The sequence below is a fragment of the Nocardiopsis sp. M1B1 genome, from assembly GCF_052466615.1.
This window is the reverse complement of the sequence record NZ_CP196194.1, coordinates 3041843-3062582: the sequence shown is the minus strand read 5'-3', so window position 1 is coordinate 3062582 and position 20740 is coordinate 3041843. Positions and strand designations below refer to the sequence as shown.

Sequence of the window (20740 nt, the reverse complement as noted above, 5' to 3'; positions counted from 1 at the left end):
GCCCTGAGGGGCGGGACGGCACCGTTCGTCCCGCCCCTCGGTGTCCCCACCGCCGGTCGCGCCTTGAGACACCCGGCGTGCACCCGCTGTCCGCCGACTTCGCCCACCCACGGCCGGTCGCACACGGAGACGCCCCCGGCCGCGCCGCGGACGGGTTCCTTCGCGGTGCCCGCGCGGACGCCGGGGCCTCGGGCACCAGGGCTTGGGACACCGGCCCCGCGGAGCGCCCGGGTTCACCAACCGGTGAGCAGCAGGTGGTTGACCAGGAGTGCCGTGGCCGCCTGGACGGCCAGCCAGGCCCTGTGGTGGCGGTCCGGCAGGAGGGCGGCGGCCGGGACGAGCCACAGCACGAACGGCAGCCAGATGCGTTCGGTCTCGCCCTTGCTCATCCCCGACAGGGTGGCGGCCGCGACCGCGCACAGGGCGGCGGCCACCAGCAGGGCCGTCGCGGCCTCCTCCCTGGGCGGCGCCCGGCGCAGACCGCGCACCGCCCCGGGCAGGCGCGCCAGGGCCCGGCGCAGGCCCGCCGCCGTCGCGAGTCCGGTCGTCAGGCACGCGACGGCCAGGTTCGCCCAGACCCAGTAGCCGTAGGGCCGGACCGACGCGAACCCCTGATAGTAGCGCTCCACGAGCAGCTGGTAGCCCTCCCACCACCGGAAACCGGCCGCGGTGAAGGCCGCGGCGACGGCCAGGGCGCCCAGCAGCGCGTAGGGCAGCGGGCGCGCGGTCCGCGCGCACAGGAGCACCGCCACGGCCATGAGCCCGATGAGGACGAGCCCGTAGGACAGGTACACCGACCACCCCAGGAGCAGACCGGCCGCCAGCGCGGTGGCGCGCGGCGCACGCGCGTCGGGGACCGCGGCCACGGCGAGCAGGGCCAGGCCCCACGCGGTGACCGCCGCGAAGTACCCGTCCGCCGACGTGCCCACCCACACGGCGGCGGGCAGCAGCACGAGGAACGGGGCCGCCCGGCGCGCCGTCGCCTCCGCGCCGAGCGCGCGCATCGCGACCAGGACCGCGGCGGCGGCCGAGCCGCCGACCACGACGCACCACAGCCCGGCCCACGCCCCGCCGCCCAGGCCGATCCGGTCCAGCGCGACGAAGGTCAGGACGGCGCCCGGGGGGTGCCCGGCCACGTGCGTGGGCCAGTTGTCGGGCTGCCCGATGAGGATGTGCCGGGTGAACGTGCTCAGCGCCGCGCCCACGTCCTCGAAGCGGTCGACCGAGGACAGGTACTCGTGGGGCGACAGCATGCGGCCGACGATCCCGCGCCGCCACCCGTCGACCAGCGCGAGCGCGGTTGTCCAGAGCGCGGACGCGGCCCAGACCGCCCACACCAGGGCGCGCCAGGGCAGGGCGCGCGCCGCCGCGGGCCCGCAGGCCGCCACCACCGCGGCCAGGGCCAGGGCGGGGACCGTGCCGGGCCCCGTGTGGGGGAACCAGGACGCGTACAGCGGCGGCCAGTCCACGTGCAGGACGCCGTGGGCGCGCTCGATCCGGGAGCCGATGACGGCGGCAGCCGTGAAGAGGAGCGCGGCCAGGGCCGCCACGGCCAGGTCGGCGCGCGCTCCCGTCCAAGCGGCGCCGACCGCGCCCCGGACGTCGCGCTGGTGGAGTCCGGGCCGCGTCACGCCGTCACCGCGGGGCGGGCGGGCCCCGGAGCCGGGTTGCCCCGCGGCGCGCGCAGCGCCGCGAACCGGCGTCCCCGCACCTGCCAGGTCTCCGACCACTCCCACCCGCTCTCCCGCGCGCACCACCGCAGGGCCCGGGGGCCGATCCGCGCCCACGGGAACGGGGAGCCCGGTTCCCCCCGGCCGTCGGTGACCTGCACCGTCACGCACTCGTGGACCTCGTGGGCGGCGGTCTCGACGATGAGCAGGCCGCCGGGCAGCACGACCTGCCGCATGCGGGCGAGCAGGTCCCCGGGGGCTCCGCCGATACCGATGTTGCCGTCGACCAGCAGCGCGGTGCGCCAGTCCCCCTCGCCGGGCAGGGGGTCGAACACCGAGGCGCACACCGCCCGTCCGCCCGCCTCGACCGCGCGCGACACGGCCACGGGGTTCATGTCCACGCCCAGCGCCCGGCGGCCCCGGGCGGCGAGCGCGACGACCATGCGCCCGGGCCCGCACCCGGCGTCCAGCGTGTCGCCCTCGCAGCGCTCCAGCACGCTCTCGTCCGCGGCGTCGGTCCCCCCGCACCAGCGTTCGACGTCCAGACGCAGCATCCACCCGTCGGGCCGTCGCAGGAAGAGGGGGCCGCGGCCGTCGGCGAGCGCCCGCGAGTAGGGGTCGCACAGCCACGGGGCCGACCTCGTGTCGATCCCGGTCTCGGTCGCGCTCACCGCCGACACCCCGCTCCGGCGAGCCGGACCGCCCTGCCGAAGCGGCTGCCGGGGACGAGCGAGGCGACCAGCGCGGCGTCGCGGGGCGTGTCCACGTCCGTGAGCACGTCCAGGTCGCCCACGCGCAGCCCGGCCCCGACCAGCCGCGCGCGCTGGAGGCGCCCGGTGTGCTCCGTGGACATCGGCACTCCCCGCAGCAGGCGGGGGTCGGGGGCGGCCAGGCCGAGCGCCCAGAAGCCCCCGTCCTCGCTCGGGCCGAACCACGCGTCGGCGCGCTCCCAGGCGTCCGGGGCCAGGGCGGGCCCCAGGAGTTCCCCGTTCACCTGGGGGGTGTCCATGCCGATCAGCAGGGAGGGGCCCGAGCACCGGGCGAACGCGTGCGCGAGCCGTTCGTCGAGCCCGCCGCCCGACTGCGGGACCACCTCGAACCCCGACGGGAGCCAGGGCCCGGGCCGCCCCTCCAGCACCAGGAGCCTCCTGCGGGCGGGGAGCGAGCGCACCGTGTGCAGGGTGTCGGCCAGGGCCGCCTCGGCGACCGCGGCGGCCTCCCGAGGCGAGTACTCGGGGGACAGCCGTGTCTTGACCCGTCCGGGGACGGGTTCCTTGGCGATCACCAACAGGGTGGTCCCCCCTGCCGGGAGGTCGGGGTCACCGGCCCGGGTCATGGCCGCCCTCCCCTCGCGCGCACGCCCTCCGGGCCCGGCGGCTCGCGCAGCACCGCCGTCATGTCGCGCACGGCGGTCCACGTACCGCGCCACGTCCCCGTCACCTTGGAGGCTCCCGACCTCGGCAGGTAGGGGACGTCCACCTCGTCGACCCGCCACCCGGCGTCGGCGGCGCGCACGACCGTCTCCAGGGGGTAGCCCGAACGCCGGTCGGTCATCCCCAGCTTGAGCAGGTCCGCCCTGCGGGCGGCGCGCATCGGCCCGATGTCGCGCACCCGCACCCCGGTCCGCGAACGCAGCATCCGCGCGACGACGGCGTTGCCGACCCTGGCGTGCAGCGGCCAGACCCCCCGGCGGACGGGGCGCCGCCTGCCCAGGACCAGGTCCGCCCCGCCGACCCGCACCCGTTCCACCATCCGCGGGAGCAGGGCGGGGTCCAGGGAGGCGTCGCAGTCGCAGAAGCAGACGAACTCGGCGGTCGCGGCGGACAGGCCCGCGTGGCACGCGGCGCCGAACCCCCTGCGCGGTTCGGAGACGACCAGGGCCCCCAGCTCCGCGGCGACGCCCGCCGAACCGTCCGTGGACCCGTTGTCCACGACGATCGCCCGCCACCCCGGCGGGACGCGTTCCATCACCCAGGGCAGGGCGGACGCCTCGTCCAGACAGGGCAGCACCACGTCGACCGGTGGCGGCGGGTCGCCGCCCGCCGTGTCGGGCGACGCCTGCGCCGGTTCGTCCTGGCCGTACTCGTGTGGTTCTCTGCTCACCCTGGTTACGCTACGAAGTCATGTGGACACAGGCCGGGAAAGGCGGTCGCGACACGCGGACGCCTCGGCCTCCGGCGCCGCCGAACCGGTCGAACCGCGCAGTTCGGCGCGGGCGAACTCGGCCATCCCCTCGGCGAAGCCGACCCCGGGCCGCCAGGACAGCTCCCGCGTCAGGCGGTCCGAGGAGGCGGTGATGTGCCGGACGTCGCCGAGCCGGTACTCGCCGGTGACCACGGGCTCGGGGCCGCCGTGCGCGTCCGCCAGTGCCCGGGCCATCTCACCGATGGTGTGCGGGGTCCCGCTGCCGGTGTTGAAGGCGGACAGCTCCCCCGGGGCCCTGCCCGCGACGGCCTCCAGCGCCGCCACGTTGGCCCGCGCCACGTCGCCCACGTGCACGAAGTCGCGCCGCTGGCGGCCGTCCTCGAACACGCGCGGCGCCTCGCCCCGGGCCAGCGCCGAGCGGAAGAAGGAGGCCACGCCCGCGTACGGGGTGTCGCGCGGCATCCCCGGCCCGTACACGTTGTGGTAGCGCAGCGACACCGCGCGTCCGCCGACGGACCGGGCCCACGACGCGCACAGGTGCTCCTGCGCCAGCTTCGTGGTGGCGTAGACGTTGCGCGGGTCGCTCGGCGCGTCCTCCCCCACCAGGCCGGGCACGAGCGGCGCCCCGCACCGGGGGCACGGCGGGTCGAACACCCCCGCCCGCAGGTCCGCCTCCGACCTCGGGCCGGGGCGGACGTCGCCGTGCTCGGGGCACGTGTACCGCCCCTCCCCGTAGACGACCATCGAACCGGCCATGACGATGTCGCGGACGCCGGTCCGGGCCATGGCGGCCAGCAGGACCGCCGTGCCCAGGTCGTTGCAGCGGACGTAGTCGGGGGCGTCCAGGAAGTCCGCGGAGCCCAGCCCCACCATCGCCGCCTGGTGGCAGACCGCGTCCACGCCCCGCAGGGCGCGCTCGACGATCTCGCCGTCCCGGACGTCGCCCACGACGTCGACGGTTCTGTGCTCGGTGTCCCTCCCGGTATGGGCCTGGGGCAGGTAGGCGTCGAGGGTGACCGCCTCGTGCCCGGCCAGGCGGAGTTCCTCCGCGACCCTCGATCCGATGAACCCGGCACCACCCGTGACCAGTACGCGCATGGACCCAACCTACGTTTCGTACACGCTCCGTCACGGGTACCGCCACGCACGCCGGCGCCGATTCGCCGACGTGCGCGGCGGCCCGCCGGGGGACGGGCTCACAGCAGCGTGGACCAGTAGGTCCAGAACGCCTGGGCGACGGCGCCGACGACCGCCAGCGCCCACACGGTGAGCACGACGGTGTGGTTGCGGGCCAGCATGTCCAGGGGCCCGGCGGCCCACCCCGGCGCGGGCAGGTGCGCGGAGCGCACGTTGTGCAGAGTGACGTACCAGAAGAGCGGGATCGTCACCGCCCACACGACCAGGCAGTACGGGCACAGCGCGCCGATGCGGTACAGGCTCTGGAAGATGAGCCAGTGCACGAAGACGGCGCCGAACACCACGCCCGCCTGGAGTCCGAGCCAGAACCAGCGGTCGAAGCGCGCCCCGGCGGCCAGCGCCGCGCCCACGGTGGTGACCACGGCGAAGCAGACCACGCCGATGACCGGGTTGGGCACCCCGAAGACCTCGGCCTGCGGGGTGGCCATGACGGTGCCGCAGGAGAGTACCGGGTTGAGGCTGCACGCGGGCACGTGCCCGGGGTCGGCCAGCACCCGGATCTTCTCCACCAGCAGGGCCAGTGCCGCGAGCAGTCCGGTGCCGCCGCCCAGGGTGAGCAGCCAGGGCAGGGCCCGGCTGATGACGGGTGTCTCGGCACCGGGCGGGGCCGCCGCGGCGCGGCGGGGCGCGGTTGGGGCGTTCAACCCTCCAGCTCCCGGTCGATCATCGCCGAGAGCGTCTCGTAGCCGGGCATGCTGGGGGTGGGGCGGCCGTTGACGAAGATGGTCGGGGTGCCCCGCACGCCCAGGGCCACGCCGTCCCGGAAGTCGGACCGCACGCGCTCCAGCGTGGCGGGGTCCTCCATGGTCGCGGTGAACTCCTCCGTGTCCAGGCCCAGGTCCTCGGCGAAGCCGACGAACACCTCGGCCTTGGAGTCCTGGGACTCGCCCCACTCGGCCTGGGTCTCGTACATCCGGACGTACATCTCCTCCAGCGCGCCCTGCTGGGCGGCGGCCTCCACGGCCGCGGCGGCGGGCTCGGCGTTGGTGTGCCCGGGCATGGGGAAGTAGCGGATGACCGTGTTGATCCGCCCGTCGTAGTCCTCGCGGATACGTTCCATGACGGGGAACTGGGCGCGGCAGGCCTCGCACTCGAAGTCGAGGAACTCCACGACCGTCACCGGCGCCTCCTCCACCCGGTCGAGGTGGCGGCTGTCCTCGCGGACCAGGAGTCCGGCCGGTGCGGTGGGTGCGGCCTGCGGGTCGGCGGAGGCGTCCGTGGCCGCGGGTGCGGCGGTGCCGCCCCGGTCATCGAGGGCGATGAGGAGGCCGAGGCCGATGACGGCGACCATGATCAGGCCGAGGGTGATGCCGAGGTTCTTGCTCATGTGGGTGCGTCCTGGGGTGCGGGGCGCGGCGGAGCGCGCCCGGGGAGACGGTCACGGGGAAGGGGCCGCGCGGGGCGCGGCCGAGGCCCCCTCGCGCGGGGTGCGGGGAGGGGGCGGGTGACCGTGTCCTAGACCCGTTGGACGCAGAGCAGGGTCAGCAGCCCGTACCCGTGGGGGGCCAGGGGCGGGCGGCTGACGGGGCGCGGGGCCGGTCCCGGGCGCGGGGCCAGCAGGAGCGCGAGGACCAGGACGACGCCGAGGGCGACGAGGAACAGGGGCGGCGCGGTGGGCAGTCCGTGCCCCTCGGTCACCTCGCACGCGTGCGCGGCCTGCGGGGCGGCGGCCGGGGCCGCGTCGGTGACCGCGACGGCCTCCCGGGGCTGTCCCGGGCAGTCGGCCGTCGCGGCGGCGGTGGCAGCGGTGGACGCGGCGGCTGAGGCGGCGGAAACGGCCTGGGTGACCGGGCCCGTGCTGTGGCACAGCGCGCACATGAAGCACATGAGCACCAGCGCGACCAGCGGCACCGCGAGGGTGCGCTGTCGCCGCGTGGAGGTGTGCCGGTCCATGTCAGGAACTGTAGCGGTGGTGTCGCCGGGGTGTTCGGCGGCCACGGGATAGGGGAACCCCGCACCGCTGTCGGCGGGCGCTGGAATACTCCCCCGCATGTCTTCGAGCCCTCCCCTCCCCCAGGACCCCTCCGCCTCCACCCTGTACCTGGACTGGGTCCGCTCCCGGGCCCCCGAACGGGAACCCCAGGCCCTCGGCCTCATGGACCAGCTCGACGAGCGGATGCGCTGGCACCGCCTGGAACCCGCCTACGTCGCGGGGTACATGCGGGGCTGTCTCGACCGGGCCGGGCTGCCCGTCGGTCACCTGCCCTGGCTCTGTGACACGGTCGGGCACCGTCTGCTCCCGCGCCATCGCAAGGAGGCGGCCGCCGCCTACCTGGGGGCCCGCGAACTGGAGACGGAGCACGGCCTCGTGCCCGATCCCCACCACACCGCGGAGAACGCTCTCCTCTTCGCCCGCCACGGCGTGCTGCCCGTCTCGGAGGTCAAGGCCCACCGGAACCGGTTGGTCGCGCTCCTCTCCGCCGAGGACGCGCACCGGGAGTTCGTCCGCTTCCTGGACGCCTGGGCCGCCGGAGGCGCGGTGGCGGCCTCCAGGTTGTACTTCCCCCACAACCAGGCCTCCACCGGCGTCGCACCACCGGCCGACCTGGCCACCCAGGTACGCGCCTCGGTGAAGGCCCTGGGACTGGGCGCGGGCCCGAGCGCGGAGGAGACCTCCCGGGTGCTCGGCCGGTACCTGTCCCGCGCCCGTGGCAACCCCGTTCCGGACGGACTGTTCCGGCAGGCCGAGCGGGTCTTCGCCAAGGTCCCGCCAACCCCGGAGCACCAGCCGGGTATCGCCTCGCTCTTCCCCACCTCGGTCACCGACGGCGCCGTCTGGCTGCGCCTGCTGGAGAGCACCGGCATCGCCGACGCCATGGCGCGGGGCCGGGTCCGTCCCGCCGGGGGGTACGGCGCCTGGCTCTCGGAGTTCCACCACACGTACGCCCACGTATGGGTACGCGGGTGCGTGGACAGACAGGCCCTCCCCGAGGAACTGTTCGCCCTGCTGCCCCGACTGGCCCCGCGGATCCGCGCGGAGGAGGCCCCGGTACGCCTGTACGAGGGCAGGTACCTGCACAACCGCGTGGACGTCCGCCTGCTCCTGACCTGTGACGAGCTCGACATCCGGGTGGACGCTCCCGAGGGGGAGGCGGAACGGGTCAGGGAGTCCGTCAGCGTGGTCCGTGTTCGGAAGGGCGGTCCCGGGGACCGGGACGCCTGAACGGGCTCCGCGGGATGGCCTCCGGCTGACCGGTGCGTCCGGCGTTCCCCGGAGCCGGGCGGGGGCCGTCTCGGCCCCGCGGCGGCGTTGACGCAAGGCCAGTACCCCCGCCACACCGTGCACCCGCCCCTGCCGGGGGCCACCGACCCGTGGTCCTGTCGAACCGGGCGCCACAAGTCGGATACCGCGGCCCTCGGCACGGCGGCCCGCCCGATGTTCCGAGCGGGCCACCGCCCTGTGGAGGCCAGCGGCGACAGAACAGGCCGCGGGCCCCGGGTCCGCAGGGAGGACAGGGAACCCCGACGCGCCGTGGCCGGGCACCTTGCGGAGTCTCTCTCCCGACCGCGACCGGACGGTTACCCGCCTCAGGGTCCCCTACGTCCTCTAAGTGGACTTATCTCATCGAAAGAGACAAAAAAGGTGCCTAGCACCCATTTGTCAGTCTCTCACGAGAAAGGTTCCCACAGAACCCCCGGTGTCGGTTGTTACAAAACGTTCCACCGGCAGCGAGGGAAGTCCTCTCCCGGAGAGAGCCAAATAACTTTCACCACATAAGAGCAGGTGAGAAGGCGTGTTACATAAAGATACGCCCATCCTCCCCCGGGGGCCCCACCGAGAGGCCAGCGACCTGCCATAGTTCCTTCGGGAAGAGAAGGCATTTCTCTCTCCATAGCACCATCTGTGCCTCCATACGGGTTCTCTCCCCGTTTTGGCACGGTCACGCATCCATCGAAATCCGACAAGAAGAAGCCTGCGTCAACAGAGGAGCAACCCCGTGTCCCATTCCCACGCCTGCGACCGTACGAACACCGTCCCCTGGTCCAGAGTGGTCGTCACCGTCGTCGTGATCGTTCTGGTCATGTACGCCATGGTCCTGGGTTACGAAGCGATCGCCGCCGTCGCCCTGGCCTCGGCGGCCGGTTGCACGGCGGTGTCCGTGTCCCGCCGCCTGGGGCGGTAGCCCACGGCGTGGAGGAGAACCACCACCCGCCGAAGAGGGCCCACGAGCTCCTGGAGGAGCACTTCCCCCTGCACCGCTACTCCCAGGAGGACCGTCTGAACGCCCTGCTCTTCGCGCTGCGCGTCGAAGGGCTGGTCGACGTCCTGCTGGCGGACCTCCTGAAGGAGAGGGAGAAGAACCACCCCGTGGGCATCGTGCACGACCTGTTCAACGGGCGCACCGAGGCACTGCGCTCCGAGATGGGCCGCAGACGTGGCCGCGCGCTGCTGGAGGCCCTGTTCTTCACAGACGAGAGGAAACAAACCGCAGAGGAGAAGAAGGAGAGGCAGAGCGAGCCGAAGCCCGAACTGCGCATCGTGTTCGAGAGCGAGCTCACCCGGTTGCGGAACGACACCGGCCGACGGACCCACATCGGCGCCGACGAACTGCACGAACGCGGCTACCGGCTGATGGGGAGGCGGGCCCAGCTGTCGGTGCACGAGCTCAGCGACCCCCGCAAGGTCAGCTCCTTCCCCGAGCTGGTGCGGGCGTTGCAGGCTCTGCACAGGACCCAGGGCTCTCCCAGCCTGAGGGAGATGGCGGCAGGCTCCGAGCAGCGCTTCCGTGGAAAGTACAGGAGCATGCACCAGACGCGCTCCCACGCCGCGCTGCGCAGAGTCACCCTGGCCGGAGCGAGGCCCACTCTGGCCGCGGTGCTGGCCTTCGTGCGCGGATGTAACGTCCTGGGCTCCGAGGAGGCCCACGAGTGGATCCAGGCGCATGCCCGCGCGGCGACGTTCGCTGAGGAGTAGCGGCTGAACCGGGGACGGTCCCCGCACCGGTGGGATCGCGCAGGCGGGCCCGGTTCGGGGCGGTCGGCACGGTCCGCCGGAGGTCGCGGCCCGTTCGTCACAGCGGGCCGCGACCGCCCGCTTCCGCCCGAACGCACTGGCTCACCGCTCGGCCGTGTCGTGACACGTCGCTTCGGCAGCAGCGGCCGGGCGACCAACAGTCCTCGACGCCGTGCGGCGGCGGTGCTCGTACTGGCCCCGGAGCCGGGCGGGAGCCGCGTCGGCCTCGCGGCGGCGCGGACGCGCCCGGGGCGGCTACCGGACCGGGTCCTGCCCTCCGGCGCCCGCTCCGGGCGGGCGCGCGGCCCGTTCGCGCCGTGTGCGCCGCGCGGTGTCCGTCGATCCGGTGTCAGTCGTGGAAGGGTTCGCCCGTCACGACGTGGTCGGCGTGGTTGAGCGCCTCCAGCACCAGGCGGCGCAGGTGGCCGTCGCGCAGCTGGTAGATGGCGTGCCGGGACTCCTTGCGGAACTCCACCAGTCCGGCCAGGCGCAGTTTGGCCAGGTGCTGGGAGACCGCGGTGCGCGACGCTCCGCAGGCCTCGGTCAGCTGGCCCACGTCCGCCTCGCCCCCGGCCAGGGTCCACAGCAGGTGCAGACGGGTGGGGTCGGCCAGCAGGGCGAACACGCTCGCGGCCACGGCGAGCCGCTCGGGTTCGGGCGGAGCCGGGTGCACGCGGCTGGGGACGTCCTGCTCGTCGCTGGTGCGCATGTGCGCAGTCTAGGGCCCGGAGGGGGAAGGACCCCGCGCCATATGACATCATGTGCGTACTTGCGCACTTATATGGTGCGCCTGGTCGAGCTCTTCCTACTTCTCCGGGTGGTGGTCAGGGTGTGGCGGGTACTGGCGGACTTCGCGTCCTACCGCAGGTTGTTCTACGCCCAGGTCGCGGCGCTGGCGGGCACCGGGCTGGCCACGGTCGCCCTGGCGCTGCTGGCCTACGATCTGGCCCCGGGCCAGGCGGGACGGGTGGTGGCCACCGCCCTGACCGTCAAGATGCTCGCCTACGTGGGCGCGGGACCGCTGCTGACCGCTGCCCTGGCCCGGGCCCCGCGCAAGGCGGTACTGGTGGGCTCGGACGCGGTGCGTGCCCTGGCGGTGGCCTGCCTGCCGTTCGTGGACCAGGTCTGGCAGGTGTACGCGCTCATCGCCGTGCTCCAGTGCGCCTCGGCGGCCTTCACCCCCACCTTCCAGGCGGTCATCCCCGAACTGGTGGACGACCGCGGCTACACCTCGGCGCTGGCCCTGTCCCGGCTGGCCTACGACCTGGAGGCGCTGGCCTCACCGCTGCTGGCCGCGCTCGTGCTGCTCGCGGTGCCCTTCGACGGCCTGTTCGCGCTGACCGCGCTCGGCTTCGCCGTCTCCGCCGCCCTGGTGGCCACCACCGCCCTGCCCGCCCCGACGCCCGGGTCGCGGAGCCCGCGCCGGGCCGCGGCGAGCTGGCGGGCCTTCGGCACCGACCGGCGCCTGCTGGCGCTGACGGCGTTGAACACGGCGGTGGCCGTGGTCACCGCGCTGGTCCTGGTCGACACCGTCGTCCTCGTCCGCTCCCACCTGGGCGGCGGCGACACCGCCGTGGCGCTGGTGCTGGCCTGCTTCGGCGGCGGTTCGATGGCGGTGGCGCTGGCGCTGGGGGCGTTGGTGGACCGGTTCGGCACGCGCGCGCTCATGCTCACCGGCCCCGGCGTCCTCACGGCGGGAGCGGCGGCACTGGCTCTGGGCTGGGCGTTGGCGCCGGGGCCGCTGGTGCTCGGCGCGGGGTGGGCGGTGCTGGGCGCGGGGTGCGCGCTGGTGTCCGCGCCCACGGGGCGGCTGCTGCGCGAGGCCGCTCCCGAGGGCGCGTTGGCGGGGGTCTTCGCCGCCCAGTTCTCGCTCTCCCACGCCTGCTTCCTGCTCACCTACCCGCTGGCCGGGTGGGCCGGAGGCCTGGAACCGGTCCTGGTGCTGGGCGGCGCCGGGGTGCTCACGGGGGCGTGCGCCCTGGCCGCGGCGGTCCTGTGGCGCCCCGGCGCGGTCGCGGCGGACCCGGCCCCCTCCTCCGGGGGCCGCTGAGACCCCCGCCGCACCGGTCCCGGCCCGTGAGGCGGTGGGAGGGGTGCGCGGGAGGACGCGGTGGCGGTCAGCGGCCGGTGCGGCCGTCGACCAGCTCGCGGAGGATGTCCAGGTGCCCGGCGTGGCGGCCGGTCTCCTCGATCATGTGCACGAGCGCCCACCGCATCGACGGGGCCGGTCTATTCCGGCGCCCCGCGTGCGCGGGCCCACCGAGGTCGTCGCAGGCGGCGATGGCCCGGTCGGCGGCGGCGACGGCGGCGCGGTACCCCTCCAGAACGCCCGCCGTGGTCTCTCCCGCATCGGCGTGGAACGTGGCCTGCCAGTCGTCGACCTCCTCCCCGAGGAAGAGGGAGCGCTCGACGTGGGCCAGGTGCTTGACCAGGCCGAGCAGGTTCGTGCCGGACGCGACGCCCGGGGCGCGCACGTGCCGCTCCGGTGCGCCGTCCAGCTTGGCGAGGACGCTCTCGCGCAGGTAGGTCAGGAACCCGGTGAGGACCTCCTTCTCCCCGGGCCCGGTCCTGGGCGGGGGCCGGTCGCCTCGGTGCGAAGGCGCGGCGGACGTCTTCGCGGGTTCCTTAGGCGCCGCCCCCGTGCGGCGCCGGGCCACCACCACGTTGTCGCTCACCCGCGCGCTCCGGCCGTCGGGGCCGTGGGCCGTTCTCGAACGCCGCTCGCACACGAGTCCGGTCCAGTCGGAGCCCAGGTCCAGCGACCGCCACAGGTCCTCGGGGTCGGGGAAGTCCTCGCGCTGCTCCCAGGACCAGGGCGCGCTGGACGCGTGGTCGATCACGGCCAGCAGCCCGCCCTCGCCCACCGACCGCGCGGCCCGGCGCAGCACGGCGTCACGGTCGATGTCCACCGGGGTGTGGAAGTAGTTCGCGTAGACCAGGTCCCACGGTCCGGTGTCGGGGGTTGACAGCGCCAGGTCGTGGCGCCGCGTGGTGAGGGAGCCCTGGACCCCGGCGCGGCGGGCCCGCTCGGCCAGCACGGCCAGGGCGTGTTCCGAGACGTCGACGGCCGTGACGTTCCATCCCCGGCCCGCCAGCCACAGGGCGTCCCCGCCCCGGCCGCAGGCGAGTTCGAGGGCGCGGCGCGCGCCCGCCCCGCTTCCCGGCTCCGGCGGTGGCACCAGGGCCAGTTCCCCGGCGAGTCGGGCGAAGGCCGCGTTGGGGCCGGGCGGCGGCGTCGAGGGGTCATCGTCCCGGTAGCGGGGTTCCCAGAAATCGCGGCTGGGCGAGGTGTTCTCGTCTGTCTCCATGGACGCCAGTGTTCGCCCCGCCGGGGCCGCGGGGCCAGTTCTCTTGCAGAACTGCAAAAGCACGTGCGCACGGCGCGTCCCCGACAGTTCCGGACGTCTCCCGTGATCGTCCCGGACCCCTCCCGGTGGCTCCGGGCCCCTCCCCCGCGGCCCCGTCTCCGGCGGGCCGGGGCGGGAGCGCTACGGCGCGGGTGCCCGTCCGCTCCGCGCGCCCGCCTTCTCAGGTCCCGTGCAGGTGGACGCGTTCGCCCTGGGTTCCGAAGATCGCGATGGTCTCCGCCGGTCCGTCCTCGGCGGGGTTGCCGATCCAGTGCGGGGTCCGGGTGTCGAACTCGGCCGCCTCCCCCGCGCCCAGCAGCAGGTCCTGCTCGGCGCCCAGGACCAGCCGGATGGTCCCCGAGAGCACGTAGAACCACTCGTGCCCTTCGTGTGTACGCAGTTCGGGCGGCGGCAGCGTCCGCGCCGGCGGGTAGAGGACCTTGTACGCCTGGACCCCGCCCGCGCGCCGGGTGAGCGGGACGAACGTCAGGCCGAAGCGGCGCACCGGGTGCAGGTGCACCCGCGGATCGCCCACCCTGGGCGCGTCCACCAGTTCGTCGATGGGCACCCGGTACACGCGCGAGAGCGGGAGCAACTGGCCCAGCGTCGGCTGCACGCGCCCGGTCTCCAGGCGCGACAGCGTGCTCGGGGTGACCCCCGTGCGCTCCGACAGCTCGGCGAGGGTCAGCCGCGCGCGGTTGCGCAGGCCCCGCAACCGCGCGCCCACGGCACGCAGCACATCGGCGTCGCCCTCGTCGGCAGGGTGGTTCCCGCTCTCATCCATATCCGCAACTTATCGCGCGGCGGCGGGAACGGCGGCCCGTCCGGGGCGGCGGGGCGGTTGTGCCCCCGACGACCCACCCCTCCCTGCAGGAAGGCGCCGCCCAGCAGCGCGGTCGGCAGGTGGTTGCCCCCCGGCCGTCCGCCCCTCCCCGGCCGGAACCGGTTACGCGGAGGCCCGCCCGCACCGAGGCCGGTCCGGCTCCGCCCTTCCGTATCCGGCCGGGCGGAGCCCCGCCCCCACGGGTCACCACCACCCGTGCATGCGGGCCTTCTCCTCCGTGTCCATGTAGTCCTCGACGTCCTGGTTGGCGATGGCCAGGTTGACCAGCATGAGCCCGGCCTTCTCCGGCACGAGCCGGAAGGTGCGCCCCACGTGCTCCTCCAGCGGGACGACCAGGAGCCGGTGCTCCGGATCGCTCATGGCGGCCCGGTCCGCGACCAGCAGGGCGTCCGCGACGTCCTCGTCGGAGTCCTCCGGGTCGGCGCGTACCAGCGACATCAGCTGCTCGGGGGTGGCGCCCTCGAACACCGGGTCGTCCACGACCCCGATGTAGTCGCCGAAGTCGTCGATCGGATTCCCGTAGCCCGGGCCCGGGCGGTACACGGTGTTCAGGAGCGCCGTCCAGGCGGCCTCGTCGGTGAAGTCGGTGCGCACGAGCAGACCGTCGTTGGCGTGGGTGAGCGGGGGCAGGGGCCGGGCCGGGGGCTCGTAGCGGGGCGGGATTTCCAGGGACTCCAGGTGGGCGCCCACGGGGTCGGGGAGGCCGGACTCCCAGTCCTCCACCGTCTCGTCCTCCTCGGTCTCCCACTCGGGTTCGGCCGGAGCCCACTCCTCGAAGTCGTCCAGGACCGTGTCCAGGTCCTGGCAGTGCATCACCAGGTAGGTCAGGGCCGCCTGGCGGGGCGTGATGCGGAACGCGTCCCCGCCGGTGCCGCGGAACGCCAGCAGCGGGCGCGGACCGGCGTTGGCCGTGGTCCTGTCGTTGGCGAGCAGGACCACGTCGGGAACCCACACCCCGTCCCGGCCCAGGGCTCCGCCCACCTCCTCGGGGGTGGCGCCCCGCCAGGCGGGGTCGTCCACCACGACCAGGCGCCGGGGAACGGGGGCCTCCGACACCGCGGGGGCCTGCTGGCCGGGGGCGGGCGCCACCAGACCGGGCAGTTCGCCCATGCGGGAGAGCACGTCGTCCCAGGCCTCGTCGTCGTGGTCGGTGCGCAGGAGCAGCATCCCGGGCACGTGCGACGCGTCGTCGGCGGGCGGCAGGGGCAGGGCGGGACGGTGGTCCATCAGGGGGTACCTCTCGGCGGTCGTGGCGTACGGATTCCTCCGTTTTATCGGACCTTTCCGACAGAACGGCGCTCTCTCCCCCGGGGCCTCCGAACCGGTACGCGGTACCCCAATTAGGCGTCCCGCACGTCTTGTGGCGGCACACCGCTACGCATAGCATCGACCCGACCCCACCGGGTCACCAGGCAGCATCAGCACCCTCACCCCCGGGAGACCCCCATGCTGAGACGCGTCCTCATGCCCGTCCTGATCGCCCTGAGCGCCCTGGCGCTGACGCTGGTGGGCACCGCGCCGGCCACCGCAGCGCCCGCGGAGCAGACCCAGCCGCTGCGCCAGACCGTCCTGTACTACGACGCCAGCCGTGCCGCCGAGTACACCTCCGCCGTCGCCTCGGCCGTGAACGTGTGGAACTCCAGCGTCGACAACGTGCGCCTGGAACCGGCCTCCGCCGGACGGCGCGCCGAGATCCGGATCGTCGCCGACGACGGCTGGCCCCGCGCCCACCTGGGCCCGGTGCGCCCGGGCGGGCAGGTCACCGTCTGGATGGGCCGCCAGGGCACCGCCCAGGGCTACGACGCGGTGCGCATCGCCGCGCACGAACTCGGCCACAGCCTGGGCCTGCCCGACGCCAAGCCCGGCCCGTGCTCGTCGCTGATGTCGGGCTCCACCGGCGGCGTGAACTGCACCAGCCGCTACCCCAACGCCTCCGAGCGCTCGCGGGTGGAGGCCAACTACGGCAGCGGCCTGAGCGGCCAGCGCGTCGCGGACGGGCAGCTCCTGGTCGACCGCTTCTGAGCCGACCGCGCCCGCCCGGGCGCCCCGGCTCCAAGCCCGACGGCCCCGGGCGTCGGTCCGCATCGGCGGGCCGACGCCCGGGGCTTCGCACACCCCGTCGCGCCCGCGCGGGACCGGCCCTCGCGGTCGGCGGGGCCCCGGCGGGCGGGGCCCGCCGACCGCGTGAGCGTCCGCCTCCACGCGGGGCCGTCGCGCCTCCGACGGAGGGCGGGGTCATCCAGCGCGCGGCCGGAGGAGGGGGACCAGAGGACAGCGGTCACCGACCAGGCGGCACACCAGGGCCAGGGCCGCCAGACCCGCCGCCACGGCGACCAGGACCGCGCCGAGGGGGTCGAAGAGCCCCTGGGCCAGCACGAACACCCCCGTGAGCAGCACGAAGCCGCCGAACCCCTTGCGCAGGGCGGCTTCGGGCACGCGGGAGGTCAGGCGCACCCCGACGAGCGAACCGGCCACCGCGAGCGCGCTGACCGCGCCGACCAGGGCCCAGTCCGGGCTCACGGCGGTCAGGTAACCGGTGAGTCCGGCGAAGGACTTCATGCCGATCACGAGCAGGGAGGTGCCCACGGCGGCCGGCATGGCCAGTCCGCCCAGCAGCACCAGGGCGGGCACGACGAGGAAGCCTCCTCCGGCGCCGACCAGCCCGGTGACCGCGCCGATCACCACTCCGTCGAGGACGACGCGTCCCAGCGGCGGCGCCGCGGCGGCCGTCCCCCGGCCGGAGATCGCGTTCCCGCCCCGGAGCATGGCCAGGGCGGTCGCGACCATCATGAGGGCGAAGGCGGTCATCAACAGGGCGCCGGGGACGTGCGCTCCCACCACACCGCCGACGAAGGCCCCCGCCATCCCGGCGGCTCCGAACACCAGCCCGGTACGCCAGCGCACGTTTCCCGCACGTGCGTGCGCGAGCGCGCCGACGAGCGAGGTGACGCCCACGACGAACAGGGACGCGGCGATGGCCTCCTTGGGGTCCATGCCCGCGACGTAGGTCAGCAGCGGCACCATCAGGATGGAACCGCCTCCGCCGAGCAGTCCGAGTGCGAGCCCGACCACCACGGCGAGGCCCAGGGCGAGGACGATCTGAAACTCCATGTTGACTCCGCTTGCGTGGCTCGCCGCCGCGGGTGCGGGCGGCCGTTGGCTCGGGAATGGTGGGCGCGGGGGGCGGTCCGACGACGCGGGGCCGCCCGGACAACGCGTGGCGGTGACAGCGCGTGGCCGCCCGGACGACGCGGGGCGGGCGGCGCCCGCACGCGCCCCGCTCCGCGGGGCGGCGGGCGCGGCCCCGCCGTGTGCCTCAGTCGGCACCAGCGCGTACCGACGCGTCCCGGTCCCGCCTCCAGTCCTCCCAGGCTCCGTAACCCCGGTCGAGTTCGACGACGTCGTATCCCGCGCGGCGCAGAGCCGAGGCCGCCACGGAACTGCGGGCGCCCGACTGGCAGTAGCTCACGATGGTGCCGTCGGTCGGCAGCGCGTCGAGGTTCCACAGCACACGGCCCGCGCTGAGCTGCCGCGAACCGGGGATGTGCCCCTCTGCGTGCTCGCCCCTGGTGCGCACGTCCAGCAGGAGCGCGGCACCGTCCTGTTCGAGCTCCTCGGGGGTGACGCGCGGCGGCACGGTCCTCGGCAGGCCCTCCGTGCTGGTCGTGTAACCGGACACGTGGTCGATGCCGACGCGCAACAGGTGGTCGCGCACCCGGCGGGCGGTGTCCCCGTCGTCGGCGAGCAGCACCAGGGGGCGGGTTTCGGACTCGGGGTCGTGGGCCCAGGCCCCGAAGGTCGCGGCCTTGGCCGGACCCGGGATGTTCAGCGCCCCCGCCACGGTGCCCCGGTGGACCTCGGCGTGGGGCCGGGTGTCGACGAGGACGCTCCCGCCCTCGTTCAGGGACCTGCCGACCTCCTCGCCGGAGAGCGCGGGCGGCGGGGCGAGGCGGCCCAGGATTCGGGGCCCCTCCCTGTTCTGGCGCTTCATCCGCGCGAAGTAGGCGTGGGCGTCGGGCTGCCCGTCGAGCAGTTCCGCGACGAAGCCCTCCATGTCGTCGGCGCGCAGGTAGGGCCCCCACCAGGCGTTGAGCCGCTCGTATCCGACCGTGGTGGCCGGGAGCGCGCCGAGGGCCTTGCCGCAGGCGCTGCCCGCCCCGTGTCCGGGAAGGACCTGGACGTGGTCCGGCAGGTTCAGGAACACCCGGCGCAGGCTCTCGAAGAGCTGGCGGGCGCCCTCGAACCGGGTGCCGGTCCCCCCGGCGGCCTCGTCGAGCAGGTCGGGACGGCCCAGGTCGCCGGCGAAGACGAAGTCACCCGAGAGCAGGTAGCCGGGGTCGCGGCTGAACGCCCCGTCCGTCACCAGGAAGGAGAGGTGCTCGGGCGTGTGCCCGGGGGTGTGGCTCGCGCGGACCGTGATGTTGCCGACGGTGATGGCGTCACCGTCGAGCAGCCGTTCGGCGTCGAATCCGTACTGCCAGTCCTGACCGCCCTCGCCGGAGACGTACGCGGTGGCGCCGGTGGCCGCGGCGAGTTCGCGGGTGCCGGAGAGGTAGTCGGCGTGGATGTGGGTCTCGGTCACGGCGACGATGCGCATGCCGTGTGCGCGGGCCAGTTCGAGGTAGTCGTCGATGTCCCGGCGGGCGTCGACCACGACGGCCTCTCCGCTGGCCTGACAGCCGACGAAGTAGCCGGCCTGGGCGAGGTCGTCGTCGTAGAGGCGTTCCAGCAGCATGCTCTGCTCCTTGTCCGGTGGGTGCTGTGTGGCGTGTCAGCCCTGTTCAGATACCGGGGGGCGTATCCAGAGGGCAGAAGGCAGCCCTGTTCGCGTGCGCTCATCGGCCAGCGCCGATGCGGGCCAGGGAGTCCTCGATGTCGACCTCCTCGCTCGGCCGGTTGTAGGGAAGGCGGGACAGGGCCATGCCCATGGCGCAGGTGTCGGTGACGGCGGCGAGGACCAGCCCCGCGCCGACGACCCCGGCGACCGCCACCGCCGGGAACCACAGCGGGGAGACGAGCACCGAGCCCAGGACGATGCCGCCTGCCACCAACCGGACCTGGCGTTCCAGCGCCCATCTCTCGCGGCCGCGCTCCAGGGGCGCCCCCTGCGCCTCCCAGGCGTTCATGCCGCCCTCCAGCACGACCGTGTCGCCCAAGCCCGCCCCCGCCAACGTGTTCCGGCACCGCCCGGCCCGCCTGCCGGAGCGGCAGACCAGGACGAGGCGGCCGCCCGCGCTGGTGACGATGCGCTCCAGGTGGGCGTCCACCTGCTCCAGCGGCAGGTTGACGGCCCCCGGGATGTGTGAGCCCTCGTATTCGGCGGGGGTGCGCACGTCGACGATCAGGGCGCGGGGGTCGGTTTCGAGCAGTACGCGCACGGCGCGCACGTCGATGCCGTGGTCACTCATGTGTTTCCTTCCTTCGGTGGTGCAGGAGTGGGTCTGGATACACCCGGGGGTATCCAGTGGACGGACTGGGGCTCCGGACGCGCGGGAGCCCGGGCTACCCGATATCCGCCCCCATATACTGGGGGGAGTATCCAGAGGTCATGGAGACGCCCCGGTCGAGGCCGGAGGGGGACTCCGCGCGAAAGGCGGCGTGCGGGCGCCCGACACCCGGTCGGCGCCCGCGAACCCTCAGGCCAGGGCCAGGAACAGCTTCTCCAGCTCCTCCTCGGTGAGCTCGGGCTCCTCGCCCCGCTCGCGTGCGGTGTTGCAGTGCCGCATGCCGCTCGCGACGATCTTGAACCCCGCCCGGTCCAGGGCCCGGGAGACCGCGGCCAGCTGCTGGAGGACGGCGGCGCAGTCCTCCCCCGCCTCCATCATCGAGATGACACCGGAGAGCTGACCCTGCGCGCGCTTGAGTCGCGTGATGGCGTCGCCCACCATTTCAGGCTTCATCTGGTCTCCTTCCGCCCGTGCCCCCACCATACCCCCGGGTGTATCCACGCCGCCAGTCGCGTAGGTCACACCGACACGGGGAGACCGTGCACGAACCGGTGAACACCCACCACAGGATCCGCCCGTCCCGCCCTGCTCGGAGGCGTGCCCCGTTCCGGAACCTGATCAGCGCGCGGAGGACGATGACGTGCGGTGCGCCGGGAATCCCGCAACTTTCACAGAAGACTCTCATAACCGGTGACGAGTGCGGTCAGGGTGAACCCCACCCGGGCGTCGACACCGGGGAACCCCGCTTCGAGGGCCTCGTTCACCAAGAGCAGGTCGGCACTTCCAGGAACGGGGTCGCCGGAGTTCTCGCCCTGCTTGGTCAGGTGTTGCCCGAGCACGGACGAGGCCGTCGCGTGCACGATGGCCAGTGCGGTCCCAGCGGCGAAACCCGCCGTGGTGAGGATGCGCAGGAGGCCTTCGAGTTCGCGAAGGTTCCGGCTGGTCAGGGCAGGGCGGGTGGCGAAGAGGGTGACCACCCCCGGATGGGCGAGCAGCGGCGCGACGGGGCTCGCGGGATGGCTCTTCGCCCTGGCGGCGGTTCGGCGCGGGTGGCGGGAGCGCGGCGTGGTCACGGCCCTGTTCGCGGTCGGCATGGGAGTGCTCATCCTCAGCGCCGGGGCCGCAGGTGGTGCGTA

Annotated in this window: 22 protein-coding genes; 5 read left to right on the top strand and 17 right to left on the bottom strand. The window is 74.4% G+C overall.

Translation table 11 applies throughout. The features are described from left to right. Positions 1-233: 233 nt before the first annotated feature. The 8 genes from ACSTA4_RS13155 to ACSTA4_RS13120 all read right to left on the bottom strand — a co-directional run bounded on the left by ACSTA4_RS13155 (position 234) and on the right by ACSTA4_RS13120 (position 6905). Positions 234-1631, bottom strand: coding sequence for a hypothetical protein (locus ACSTA4_RS13155; RefSeq protein WP_444963778.1), 1398 nt, complete (start codon positions 1629-1631; stop codon positions 234-236). After that, positions 1628-2341, bottom strand: coding sequence for a class I SAM-dependent methyltransferase (locus ACSTA4_RS13150; protein ID WP_444963777.1), 714 nt, complete (start codon positions 2339-2341; stop codon positions 1628-1630). The genes ACSTA4_RS13155 and ACSTA4_RS13150 overlap by 4 nt, the downstream gene beginning before the upstream one ends. Then, positions 2338-3006 (bottom strand): TIGR04282 family arsenosugar biosynthesis glycosyltransferase, encoded by a 669-nt coding sequence (locus ACSTA4_RS13145; RefSeq protein WP_444963776.1) that lies wholly within the window; start codon positions 3004-3006, stop codon positions 2338-2340. Before ACSTA4_RS13145 ends, ACSTA4_RS13150 begins: the two co-directional genes overlap by 4 nt. Continuing rightward, complete coding sequence (locus ACSTA4_RS13140; protein ID WP_444963775.1) at positions 3003-3773, bottom strand: glycosyltransferase family 2 protein; 771 nt, start codon at positions 3771-3773, stop codon at positions 3003-3005. The genes ACSTA4_RS13145 and ACSTA4_RS13140 overlap by 4 nt, the downstream gene beginning before the upstream one ends. An 18-nt stretch (positions 3774-3791) precedes the next feature. Continuing rightward, positions 3792-4913 carry an NAD-dependent epimerase/dehydratase family protein gene (locus tag ACSTA4_RS13135; RefSeq protein WP_212640182.1) on the bottom strand — a complete coding sequence of 374 codons (1122 nt, stop codon included), beginning with the start codon at positions 4911-4913 and terminating at the stop codon, positions 3792-3794. 98 nt (positions 4914-5011) lie between these two features. Continuing rightward, a complete protein-coding gene (locus ACSTA4_RS13130; RefSeq protein ID WP_444963774.1) occupies positions 5012-5656 on the bottom strand; it encodes a vitamin K epoxide reductase family protein in 645 nt (214 codons plus the stop codon). Next, positions 5653-6339, bottom strand: a complete 687-nt coding sequence (locus ACSTA4_RS13125) for a DsbA family protein (RefSeq protein WP_444963773.1) — start codon at positions 6337-6339, stop codon at positions 5653-5655. The genes ACSTA4_RS13130 and ACSTA4_RS13125 overlap by 4 nt, the downstream gene beginning before the upstream one ends. A 128-nt stretch (positions 6340-6467) precedes the next feature. Then, positions 6468-6905: a hypothetical protein gene (locus ACSTA4_RS13120; RefSeq protein ID WP_444963772.1), complete on the bottom strand. Its 438-nt coding sequence runs from the start codon at positions 6903-6905 to the stop codon at positions 6468-6470. 97 nt (positions 6906-7002) lie between these two features. On the opposite strand from ACSTA4_RS13120, the gene ACSTA4_RS13115 reads away from it, so the two are divergent. From ACSTA4_RS13115 to ACSTA4_RS13105, 3 genes are all read left to right on the top strand, one after another. Next, a complete protein-coding gene (locus ACSTA4_RS13115) occupies positions 7003-8175 on the top strand; it encodes a hypothetical protein (RefSeq protein WP_444963771.1) in 1173 nt (390 codons plus the stop codon). A gap of 775 nt (positions 8176-8950) precedes the next feature. Beyond that, positions 8951-9136, top strand: coding sequence for a hypothetical protein (locus ACSTA4_RS13110; protein ID WP_416024864.1), 186 nt, complete (start codon positions 8951-8953; stop codon positions 9134-9136). A gap of 8 nt (positions 9137-9144) precedes the next feature. After that, entirely contained in the window at positions 9145-9927 is a 783-nt protein-coding gene (locus ACSTA4_RS13105; protein ID WP_444963770.1) for a hypothetical protein, read from the top strand. 388 nt (positions 9928-10315) lie between these two features. Here the strand turns inward: ACSTA4_RS13105 and ACSTA4_RS13100 are convergent, their stop codons facing one another. Then, positions 10316-10675, bottom strand: a complete 360-nt coding sequence (locus tag ACSTA4_RS13100) for an ArsR/SmtB family transcription factor (protein ID WP_248770155.1) — start codon at positions 10673-10675, stop codon at positions 10316-10318. Positions 10676-10735: 60 nt separating this feature from the next. Here ACSTA4_RS13100 and ACSTA4_RS13095 point away from each other — a divergent pair, with 60 nt between their 5' ends. After that, complete coding sequence (locus ACSTA4_RS13095; protein ID WP_444963769.1) at positions 10736-12016, top strand: MFS transporter; 1281 nt, start codon at positions 10736-10738, stop codon at positions 12014-12016. Positions 12017-12083: 67 nt separating this feature from the next. Here the strand turns inward: ACSTA4_RS13095 and ACSTA4_RS13090 are convergent, their stop codons facing one another. The 3 genes from ACSTA4_RS13090 to ACSTA4_RS13080 all read right to left on the bottom strand — a co-directional run bounded on the left by ACSTA4_RS13090 (position 12084) and on the right by ACSTA4_RS13080 (position 15384). After that, positions 12084-13274 carry a mycothiol transferase gene (locus ACSTA4_RS13090; protein WP_444963768.1) on the bottom strand — a complete coding sequence of 397 codons (1191 nt, stop codon included), beginning with the start codon at positions 13272-13274 and terminating at the stop codon, positions 12084-12086. 220 nt (positions 13275-13494) lie between these two features. Beyond that, entirely contained in the window at positions 13495-14097 is a 603-nt protein-coding gene (locus tag ACSTA4_RS13085) for a helix-turn-helix domain-containing protein (protein WP_444963767.1), read from the bottom strand. 243 nt (positions 14098-14340) lie between these two features. Beyond that, the gene (locus tag ACSTA4_RS13080) at positions 14341-15384 is read right to left on the bottom strand and encodes a DUF6924 domain-containing protein (protein WP_444963766.1); all 1044 of its coding nucleotides are present in this window, start codon (positions 15382-15384) and stop codon (positions 14341-14343) included. 219 nt (positions 15385-15603) lie between these two features. Between ACSTA4_RS13080 and ACSTA4_RS13075 the strand changes: the two genes are divergently transcribed. Further along, on the top strand, positions 15604-16179 hold the full coding sequence (locus tag ACSTA4_RS13075) for a snapalysin family zinc-dependent metalloprotease (protein ID WP_444963765.1): 576 nt from the start codon (positions 15604-15606) through the stop codon (positions 16177-16179). Between the two features lie 213 nt (positions 16180-16392). On the opposite strand, the gene ACSTA4_RS13070 is transcribed toward ACSTA4_RS13075, so the two are convergent. The 5 genes from ACSTA4_RS13070 to ACSTA4_RS13050 form a co-directional block, all read right to left on the bottom strand. Continuing rightward, positions 16393-17268, bottom strand: a complete 876-nt coding sequence (locus ACSTA4_RS13070; protein WP_444963764.1) for a sulfite exporter TauE/SafE family protein — start codon at positions 17266-17268, stop codon at positions 16393-16395. 205 nt (positions 17269-17473) lie between these two features. Further along, positions 17474-18892: an MBL fold metallo-hydrolase gene (locus tag ACSTA4_RS13065; protein ID WP_444963763.1), complete on the bottom strand. Its 1419-nt coding sequence runs from the start codon at positions 18890-18892 to the stop codon at positions 17474-17476. 100 nt (positions 18893-18992) lie between these two features. Next, positions 18993-19565, bottom strand: a complete 573-nt coding sequence (locus ACSTA4_RS13060; protein WP_444963762.1) for a rhodanese-like domain-containing protein — start codon at positions 19563-19565, stop codon at positions 18993-18995. A gap of 228 nt (positions 19566-19793) precedes the next feature. Beyond that, entirely contained in the window at positions 19794-20045 is a 252-nt protein-coding gene (locus tag ACSTA4_RS13055; protein WP_019611331.1) for a metal-sensitive transcriptional regulator, read from the bottom strand. A gap of 227 nt (positions 20046-20272) precedes the next feature. Next, positions 20273-20698 (bottom strand): TetR/AcrR family transcriptional regulator C-terminal domain-containing protein, encoded by a 426-nt coding sequence (locus ACSTA4_RS13050; RefSeq protein ID WP_444963761.1) that lies wholly within the window; start codon positions 20696-20698, stop codon positions 20273-20275. Positions 20699-20740: the final 42 nt, after the last annotated feature.